9 protein-coding genes are annotated in these 8,997 nt (G+C 75.3%); 2 read left to right on the top strand and 7 right to left on the bottom strand.

Translation table 11 applies throughout. From position 1 onward, the window contains the following. The first annotated feature begins 99 nt into the window (after positions 1-99). Positions 100-1,113, top strand: coding sequence for a methyltransferase (locus ACIWVC_RS05105; protein ID WP_396445755.1), 1,014 nt, complete (start codon positions 100-102; stop codon positions 1,111-1,113). 1 nt (position 1,114) lies between these two features. On the opposite strand, the gene ACIWVC_RS05100 is transcribed toward ACIWVC_RS05105, so the two are convergent. Beyond that, positions 1,115-1,462 carry a ClpX C4-type zinc finger protein gene (locus ACIWVC_RS05100; protein ID WP_396445754.1) on the bottom strand — a complete coding sequence of 116 codons (348 nt, stop codon included), beginning with the start codon at positions 1,460-1,462 and terminating at the stop codon, positions 1,115-1,117. 85 nt (positions 1,463-1,547) lie between these two features. Here ACIWVC_RS05100 and ACIWVC_RS05095 point away from each other — a divergent pair, with 85 nt between their 5' ends. Beyond that, positions 1,548-1,691: a hypothetical protein gene (locus ACIWVC_RS05095; RefSeq protein ID WP_396445753.1), complete on the top strand. Its 144-nt coding sequence runs from the start codon at positions 1,548-1,550 to the stop codon at positions 1,689-1,691. Positions 1,692-1,772: 81 nt separating this feature from the next. Here ACIWVC_RS05095 and ACIWVC_RS05090 read toward each other — a convergent pair whose 3' ends face one another. The 6 genes from ACIWVC_RS05090 to ACIWVC_RS05065 all read right to left on the bottom strand — a co-directional run bounded on the left by ACIWVC_RS05090 (position 1,773) and on the right by ACIWVC_RS05065 (position 8,904). After that, positions 1,773-2,807, bottom strand: coding sequence for an SGNH/GDSL hydrolase family protein (locus ACIWVC_RS05090; protein ID WP_396445752.1), 1,035 nt, complete (start codon positions 2,805-2,807; stop codon positions 1,773-1,775). Between the two features lie 306 nt (positions 2,808-3,113). Further along, complete coding sequence (locus tag ACIWVC_RS05085) at positions 3,114-3,611, bottom strand: GNAT family N-acetyltransferase (RefSeq protein ID WP_396445751.1); 498 nt, start codon at positions 3,609-3,611, stop codon at positions 3,114-3,116. A gap of 40 nt (positions 3,612-3,651) precedes the next feature. Continuing rightward, positions 3,652-5,373, bottom strand: a complete 1,722-nt coding sequence (locus ACIWVC_RS05080; protein WP_396445750.1) for an ABC transporter ATP-binding protein — start codon at positions 5,371-5,373, stop codon at positions 3,652-3,654. Continuing rightward, the gene (locus ACIWVC_RS05075; RefSeq protein ID WP_396445749.1) at positions 5,370-7,157 is read right to left on the bottom strand and encodes an ABC transporter ATP-binding protein; all 1,788 of its coding nucleotides are present in this window, start codon (positions 7,155-7,157) and stop codon (positions 5,370-5,372) included. Before ACIWVC_RS05075 ends, ACIWVC_RS05080 begins: the two co-directional genes overlap by 4 nt. Next, on the bottom strand, positions 7,154-7,540 hold the full coding sequence (locus ACIWVC_RS05070) for a cupin (protein WP_396445748.1): 387 nt from the start codon (positions 7,538-7,540) through the stop codon (positions 7,154-7,156). Before ACIWVC_RS05070 ends, ACIWVC_RS05075 begins: the two co-directional genes overlap by 4 nt. Continuing rightward, positions 7,537-8,904: an MFS transporter gene (locus tag ACIWVC_RS05065; RefSeq protein WP_396453854.1), complete on the bottom strand. Its 1,368-nt coding sequence runs from the start codon at positions 8,902-8,904 to the stop codon at positions 7,537-7,539. Before ACIWVC_RS05065 ends, ACIWVC_RS05070 begins: the two co-directional genes overlap by 4 nt. Between the last annotated feature and the right edge of the window lie 93 nt (positions 8,905-8,997).

Raw genomic sequence — 8,997 nt, 5'->3', positions numbered from 1 at the left:
GTGAGGCGTCCCCGGCGGCCGCCCCCTTTTTGACGGACCCCGGTTGTAGCGTTCGTGGCGACGTCGGCCGTCGGGCCGCGGGCTTGCGAGGAGGCGGGTATGGGCGACGAGGCGTCCGGGTGGGGCGGGGCGTTGTGGGCGGCGGCCGATCTGGTCACTCCGATGGCGATCCGGGTGGCGGCCACGCTGCGGCTGGCCGATCACATCGCGGCCGGTACGCGGACGGACGAGGCGCTCGCCGCGGCGGCGCACGCCGAACCCGACGCGCTGAGGCGCCTGCTCGGGCACCTGGTCACCGCCGGTGTGGTCTCCCGTGCCGAGACCGGTGACTACCGCCTGACCGGGCTGGGCGAGCAACTGCGGGACGACGCCCCCGGCGGCCTGCGGGCCTGGCTCGATCTGGAAGGGGCCATCGGGCGCGCCGACCTGTGCTTCGTCGAACTGCTCCACACCGTCCGCACCGGTGAGCCCGCGTTCCCCCGCCACTTCGGCCGCGACTACTGGGACGACCTGTCCGCCGACCCGGACCGGGCGGCGTCGTTCGACGCGCTGATGGGAGGGCGGCTGGTGGAGGAGGCGCCCGCCCTGGCCGCCGCCTACCCCTGGGGCGGACTCGGGCACGTGGTCGATGTGGGCGGCGGCAACGGCACCCTGCTCATCGCCATCCTGCGCGCCCACGAACACCTGCGCGGGACGGTGATCGACCTGGCCGGGCCGGTCGCGCGCGCCGAGGAGGCCATCGCCGAGGCCGGGCTGGGCGATCGCGCCGAGGCCCGGGCGGGCAGCTTCTTCGACGCCCTGCCCGCCGGGGCGGGCGGATACCTGCTCTCGGGCGTCCTCCACGACTGGGACGACGAGCACGCCGCCCGCATCCTGCGGCGGTGCGCCGACGCCGCCGGGGAGACGGGCAAGGTGCTCGTCGTCGAGCACGTCGCCAACGTCCAGGGCGCCACCCGGGACACCGAGGGCGACCTGCGCATGCTGTGCTACGTCCGCGGCAGGGAGCGCACCCTGGACGAGCTGGGCGAACTGGCCGCGTCCGCCGGCCTGCGGGTCGGGTCGACCGGGCCGGGCGGGCAGCACTCGATCATCGAGCTGGTCCCGTCCGGCTGACTCAGTCCTCGCCGGAGAAGCGCTCCCAGGCGGACTGGCGGGTGATGCCGAGCGCCCCGCCGATCCGCGACCAGGTGACCCCGCGGCGGCGCAGCTCCTGGACCCACGAGCGCAGATCGGCCTCGACCTGGGCGACGGCGGCGGCGACGCGCGGGATGTGGTCGAGCATCTCGTCGTCGCTCAGCGACTCCCAGGGCGGCAGGCGCAGCTCGACGGGCCTGTCCTCGTACTCCTTGATGATCGCGTCCGCCAGGGACACGCATTCGTTGCAGATGTGCACTCCCGGGCCGGCGACCAACCGCTCGACCTGGGTGTGCCGCTTGCCGCAGAACGTGCACTGGACCGTCATCGCTCCTCCCTTTCGTCAGGGTTGCCCTGACACGCTAGGACGTCAGGGACGACCTGACAAGTGATCACTGTGGGACGATGGGGCGGTGCCTCCGCCCGAGCCCGTCGCCGTCGATCCGCCGAGCGCGATCCCCCGGCCGTGGCTCACGCAGTGGTGGCTCGACCTCGCGTTCGTCCACTGGGCCACCGCCCTCGTGGACGAGTACGGCCCGCTCGGCGATCCCCTCTGACCCGGCGATGACGTGCCGGCCGGTCTCCCGGCCCCGAGATCCCGGCGGACGACGCCGGGGACGGCTTCGCCGCGCAGGCCGCTAGGACAGCGGGCGGCCCGGGCCCCTCTGGATCTGGTCGATGAACAGCCGGGCCAGGGCGTGCTGGCCGGCGATCGTCGGGTGGTAGCTGCGCGGCTCGGCCTCGAGCGCCGGCAGCTTCACCGCCAGGCCGTTCATGTACGCGTCCCGGCTGCCGACCTCGTGCCCGGCGAACGCGCTGTAGGCGTCGACGAACTCCACGCTGCCGGGAGCGTGCGTCGCGACCTTGCGCGCGTCGGCCTCGGCGGCGGTCTGGCGGATCAGCCGCCCCAGGTCGTAGGCGCGGGCGTTCAGCCAGCGCTGGTCCGACACCGTGATGTTGTCCCCGTCGACGCCGCTGACCTCGGAGAACGCCTTCGGATAACCCATCACGATCACCCGCGCGTAGGGCGCCCTCGCGGTGATCTCGGCGAGCAGCCCCGAGAGGTTCTGCCGCAGGTCGGACATCTTCTCGGCGATCTCCGTGCCCTGCCTCGTGCAGCCCTTGCTCCACGGGAACTTGACGACGCATCCCGCGAGCACCTTGGAGAAGCCGACGTCGTTGCCGCCGATGCTGATGGTGATCAGGCTGGTGTCGCGCCCGATGCGGCCGATCTGCGGCGGTTCCCCGCCGCGCCCCTTCAGGACGTCGCGGGTGGTGGCGCCGGAGCAGGCCCAGAACGAGGAGCCCTTCGCGAAGCGGAACGTCCGGGCGACCTCGTGGTAGTACGCCTTGGACGTGCGGTGGCAGCGGTCGAGCGGGTTGTGGTCGGCCGCGGTCGCCTCCGCGCCGACACCCGCCGAGTAGGAGTCCCCCAGCGCGACGTAGGCGCCGCGGGTGGCCGCTTCCAGGGGCGTGGGCGCCCGGTGGGCGGCGACGGGGTCGGCGCGCTTCTCCGGCGCGGGCGCCCGGCATCCGGCGCCGAAGACCTCGCAGCGCACAGCCGGCAGCGCCACCAGCGGGACGACGGCCAGCGCCAGCAGCGCCACGAGGAGGACGATCGCGGCGTTCCGCTCGCCGAGACGGTCGCGTATCCACGTCACCGGGCTGGTCATCGTCCTCCTTCCGCGTCCATCGGCCAGACGTCCGTGAACCGTCCCGGGTTCCCGTCTTTACATTGTAGATCTTGATCTGGAGCGCGGCCGCGGAGCCCCGCGTCCAGAGGACCGACGATGAGTCAGCGGAAAGGACGCATGCTCGCGGCACTGACCGGCCTCGCGGCCGGTCTGAACGCCCACATTCCGGTGCCGCTCGTCGGCCCGATCGCCTGGTCCGGCCGACTCGCCGACGGGATCCTCGCCTGGGGCCGGGCGTGCCGCTCGGGTACACGGGCCATCGCCTGCTCCCGCGACGGCGGGCCGCTAGGCGAGCGGCGCCCACATGACGACGCGCGGCCCGAGCTCGTGCAGCCCGGCCTCGATCTCGGCGTCCCAGTAGGACCTGATGCCCGGCCCCCACCGCTCCTCGGGCAGGCCGGCGAACCCGTGCCGGGCGTACCAGGGGCCGTTCCACGGGACGTCCCGGAACGTCAGGAGGCTGACGCCGGGCGCGCCGGCCGCCGCCGCGCGCGCCATGACCTCGTCCAGCAGCCGGACGCCGATCCCGCGGCCCGTCAGGTCGCCGCGCACCGAGATCTGCTCCAGGTGCGCGGCCCCGTCGACCTCCTCGACCGCCGCGAACCCCACCGGCGGGTCGCCCGCCACCACGATGTCGGCGCCCTTGCCGATCACCTGCTCGACCACGGTCGGGCCGGGCGGGAAGACGATCCCGATCTCCGCGAACATCGCATCGCCCGAGTTCTCGATGTCCGCCAGGCCCGGCAGGTCCGCCGGGCGCGCCGGCCGTACGTCGTACTCCATCCCGCGATCGTAGGCCGCGGCCCCGGGCGGCGGCCTCCCCTTATCCGCCGACCGGCGGGCCGGGCGGTTCCGCGGCGCTCCAGAACTTGGCGTAGCGGCCGCCGCGGCGGAGCAGCTCGGCGTGGCCGCCCTCCTCCACGATCCGGCCGCCGTCCAGGAGGGCGACGCGGTCGGCACGCCGGACGGCCCGCGGGCGGTGCGCGACCATCACCACCGTCCGCCCGGCCATCAGGCGCTCGACGCCCTCGTGGACGGCCGCCTCGCTCACCGGGTCGAGCGCGGAGGTCACCTCGTCCAGCAGCACGATCGGCGCGTCCTTCAGCAGCGCCCGCGCGATCGAGACGCGCTGGCGCTCACCGCCCGACAGCAGCGCGCCGCCCTCGCCGACGCGCGCCGCCCACCCGCCGGGGAGCCGCTCGATCACCTCGTCCAGGCGCGCCGCGGCCGCCGCCGCCCGCACCTCGGCGCCGCCGGCGTCCGGGCGGCCCAGGCGCACGTTCTCCTCGATCGTGCCGTCGAAGAGGTAGACGTCCTGGAAGACGACGGCGATCTGCGCCATGAGCGCCTCGGTGCCGATCGCGCGCACGTCCACGCCTCCCACGCGTACCGCGCCCGCGTCCACGTCGTGGAACCTCGCCAGCAAATGCAGCAGCGTGCTCTTGCCCGCGCCGGACGGCCCCACGATGGCGAGGCGCTCCCCCTCGCGCACGGACAGCGACAGGTCCCTGATCACCGTGCGGCCGCCGTGCCGGAACGTGACCGACTCGAACTCCAGGTCGCGCCGCACCGGCCGGACCGGCTCGCGGGGCTCGGGCAGCGGCTCGGTGCGCAGCACCGCGTCGAGCCGCGCCAGGTCGGAGCGGGCGGCGCGCATCCGGCCGCCGATGGACGACAGCGACAGCAGCGGATCGGCGCAGCGGGCGGCGAGCACCAGCATCGCCAGGACCTCCGCCGCGCCGATGCGCCCGCCCAGCGCGAGATAGGCGCCCAGCACCAGCATCGCGGTGAACGCCGCCTGCACGGCGAGGTTCAGGCCGAGCGCCCCGGGCAGCGCCGACAGCGCGGAGCGGCGGGACGCGCGGCGCAGCCCGTCCAGCGAGTCGTCGAGCAGCCGGAAGCGCTCGGCGGCGCGGCCCCCCGCCCGCAGCACCGGCTGGGCCTGGAGGTACTCGATGACGCGCCCCGCCGCCTCGTCGGCGCGCTCGTGGTGCTCGGCGTCCGCGGCGGCCGTCGAGCGGCCCGCCCAGACGTGCACCACCGCGACGACCGGTACGGCGGCCAGCGCGGCGAGGCCCATGCGCCAGTCGAACGCGAGCATCACGGCGACGATCGAGAGAGGCGTCACGCAGGCGGAGACGAACGGACCGAGCATGTGCGCGATCACGCTCATCGCCCGCAGGACGCCGCCGCCCGCCAGGACGGACAGCTCGCCGACGCGGCCCCCGCCGTACCAGCCGACGGGCAGCCGGGCCAGATGGCCGCCGAGCCGGTGGTACATGCCGTGCAGCAGCGTCGTCCCGGCGCGGAAGCCGGCCAGGTCGGCGGCGTAGCGCAGCACCGCGCACCCGGCGACCGCGGCGCCGAACGCGGCCAGCCACGGCCACGCGTCCCGCGGCGCGTCCCCGAACAGCTCCCGGAGCACGGGGACGAGCAGCGCGCAGGACAGCCCCTCGGCGGCCGCGGTCACCGCCATCAGGGCCGCGGTGCGCCGCACGGGAGGCGCGTACTCCGGTCCCAGCACGCGCAGCAGCATTCTGATCATCGGAGGCCGGCTCCTCGCAGTGCGGTGTCGTCGGCGCCGATCCCGTCGGCGGCGCCGATCCCGTGCGCCGCCGCGCGGTGGGTGCGCCAGAGCGCGGCGAACCTCCCGCCGCGCGCGAGCAGCTCGGCGGGTGCGCCGCGTTCGGTGATCGCGCCGTTCTCCAGGACGACGACGGTGTCGGCGCCGGCGATCGTCTCCAGGCGGTGGGCGATGACCAGGACCGTCCGGTCGCCCTTCAGCTCCGCCAGGGCGCGGCGCACCGCCCGCTCGGTCAGCGGGTCGGCGAAGGCGGTCGCCTCGTCCAGCACCAGGACGGGCGCGTCGGCGAGCAGCGCGCGGGCGAGGGCGATCCGCTGCGCCTCGCCGCCCGACAGCCGCACCTCGTCGCCGATGACCGTCTCGTATCCGCGCGGCAGTTCCAGGACGCGGTCGTGGACGTTCGCCGCCCGCGCGGCGCGGACGATGTCGCCGCGCCCGGCGTGCGGGACCGCGAGCGCGATGTTGTCGGCGACCGACGCGCGCAGCAGGCGGACGTCCTGGAAGACGAAGGAGACCGCGCGGTAGAGGTCGCGGGCGGCGATCTCCCGCAGGTCGGCGCCGCCGAGGCGGACCGATCCGGCGGCCGGGTCGAAGAACCGCGGCAGCAGCTGGACCAGCGTGGACTTCCCGCTCCCGGACGGCCCGACGACGGCGGTGAACGTGCCCGGTTCGAGGACCAGGTCGATGCCCCGCAGCACCTCCCGGCCGGCGTCGTATCCGAACCGGACGCCGGTCATCTCCACCCGGTGGCCGCGGGGCGCGGCCGGGCGCGCGGGCTCGGGCAGCGGCGGCCACGCCAGCACGTCCCGGATCCGGCCGACCGCGCGGCGGGCGGCCTGCATGTCGTCGAAGCCGTGGCCGAGGGCCTCCACCGGGGCGGTCAGCCCCAGCCCGAGCAGCAGGAAGGGCAGCAGGTCGGCGGCGGGCATGCCGCCGCCCGCGATCATCGCCGTCCCGCCGGTCAGCACGGTCGCCAGGACGAACGGCGGCGACAGCACCGCCTGCATCGCCGCGGCGACCGGGGACAGGCCGCGCACCATGCGGTAGAAGGAGCGGACGAAGTCGTCCACGGCCGCGGTGAACCCGCGGTGGGCGCGCTCCCCGCCGCCGAACGCCTTCACCACCGCGATGCCCTGCACGAACTCGACGACGGAGTCGGAGATCCGCGCCATGCCCTCGTCGAACTCCCGCTGCTCGCGCAACCGGGCCGGGGTCATCATCAGCGGGACGAGCGCCAGCGCCAGCGCGACCGGGACGAGGGTGACCAGCGTGAGCCGCCAGTCGACGGTGAACAGGTAGACCAGCGACACGAGCGGCACCGCGAACGCGGACACCAGCTCGGAGGGCGTGTGCGCGATGAACGGGTGCACCGCGCTCACGTCGTCCCCGACGACCTTGGCCAGCTCGCCGGTGCGGCGCCGGGAGAGCCGGCCGAGCGGGACGAGCCCCAGCCGCTCGGCCAGCGTGCGGCGGAACGACAGCTGCACGCGAACGTCCAGGAGGTGCCCGAGCCCGGACGAGGCGGCCGTGAACAGCAGCCGGAGGAACAGGCCGGCCGCGCCCGCGGCCACGGCGGTCCAGGCGTGCCCGTGGTCGACCGGGCCGGGCGCCAGGAGGGTCCGGCCGAGTTCCACGACGGCGAGCAGCGGCGCCAGGCCCGCGACGGCCCCGATCACCTGGAGGGCCACGATGGCGGCGAAGCTGCGCGCGTGGGGGCGCAGCAGCCCCGTCACGCTCCCGCTCATCCCCCTCCCTCCCGCTTCTCGCGGCGGCTGCCGCGCGGCAGGGTGACGGCCATGACGGTGCTGGGCACGTCCAGCTCGATGCGGTGCCAGCGCCCACGCGGGACGACGGCGGCGGTTCCGGCGGTCAGCCTGATCTCCTCCTCCCGCTCCCCCGGGCGCTCCGGGCGCAGGTAGAGGCGGAATTTGCCGATCAGGCAGGAGACGACCTCCTCGGCCTCGGGATGGATCTCCCAGTGGTCGGCGTGGACGTCCTCGCCGGTCTTGGCGTGGACCGCGGTCAACCGCCAGCCGTCCCCGCCGCCCGCTCCGCCTCCCGCGCGGATGGTGCCGCCTCGCTGGAGGTGGACGGAGGACGAGAAGAGGTCGATCGGGGTGACGGTCATTCCGGGCCTCCTTCCCGCCGCGGCGCCGGCGGGCCCGTGCGGGGCAGGACGGCCAGGGCGATGAGGACCGCGGAGGCCAGGAGGACCGCGCCGAGGACCATGCCGAGCGCGTACCCGTCGTTGAGGGTCGCGGGCGTGACGATGCCGCCGGTGCGGTGGTGGGCGGCGGTGCCGAGGGCCGCGAGGCCGAGCGAGGCGCCGATCTGGCGGGAGCTGTTGAGCAGGCCGGCGGCGACGCCGGTCTCGTGGGACGCGACGCCGGCGGTGGCGGTGGAGACGAGCGGCGCGAGGCAGAGCCCGATCCCGACGCTGGCGACGATCGACGGGCCGAGGACGTCGCTCGCGTACGAGCCGTCCGAGCTGATCAGGCCGAACCAGGCGAACCCGGCCGCGGTCATCGCCGCGCCGCCGGCCAGCACGGTCCGGGGGGCGGCGCGGTAGCCGATCCGGACGGCGAGGACGGAGCCGGCGATCACGCCGAGGGCGAACGGCAGGAACATGGCCCCGGTCAGCGCCGCGCCGTGGCCGAGCACCCGCTGCAGGTAGAGGGACATGAAGTAGAAGGACGAGGCCATGGCCCCGCCGACCAGGAGGTTGACGGCGTTCGCGCCGGTCACCGAGCGGTTGGCGAACAGGCCGAGCCGGACCAGCGGATCGCGGGGCGTGCCCCGCTCCACGAGGACGAACGCGGCCAGCAGCACGGCGGCGGCCGCCAGCGTCGCCACGGTGGCCGGCGACGTCCACGAGTTCTGCTCGGTGCGGACCACGCCGAACACCAGCAGGGTCAGGCCGCCCGTGGCCAGGACGGCGCCGAGCACGTCCGGGCGGCCGCCGCGGGCGGGCGCCGGAGCGGACCTGATGCCCCGCCACGCCATGGCCAGCGCGGCGGCGGCCATCGGCACGTTCACGAACATCACCCAGCGCCAGCTCGCGTACTCGGTGAGCACGCCGCCGATCAGCACGCCGAGGGCGCCGCCGGCGGCGTTCACCGCGCTCCAGATCCCGAAGGCCCGGACGCGGGCGCGGCCCGTGGGGAACGCCTCGGTCAGCAGCGCCAGCGCGGCGGGGGCCAGCATGGCGGCGCCCACCCCCTGCGCGGCGCGGGCGGCGACCAGATGGCCGGGCACCTGCGCGAGACCGCCGAGGAGTGAGGCGAGCCCGAACAGCCCGAGCCCCAGCAGCAGGACCCTTCTGCGGCCGTACCGGTCGGCGGCCTTGCCGCCCAGCAGGAGCAGGCCGCCGAAGGTCAGCGCATAGGCGTGGATCACCCAGGTCACGCCCACCGCGCTGAAGCCGAGGCCGGCGCCGATCTGCGGAAGCCCGACGTTCACGACCGACAGGTCCAAGGAGACCATGAACTGCACGACGGCCACCGCGGCCAGGACGAGCCCCGGCCGGGCGTCCGGCCGGGCGTCCGGCCGGGCGTCCGCCGTCCTCGTCGTCGCTTCGTTAATCGT

This window comes from Actinomadura sp. (assembly GCF_044508335.1).
Lineage (GTDB): Bacteria > Actinomycetota > Actinomycetes > Streptosporangiales > Streptosporangiaceae > Spirillospora.
This window is presented reverse-complemented; position numbering and strand designations above follow the sequence as displayed.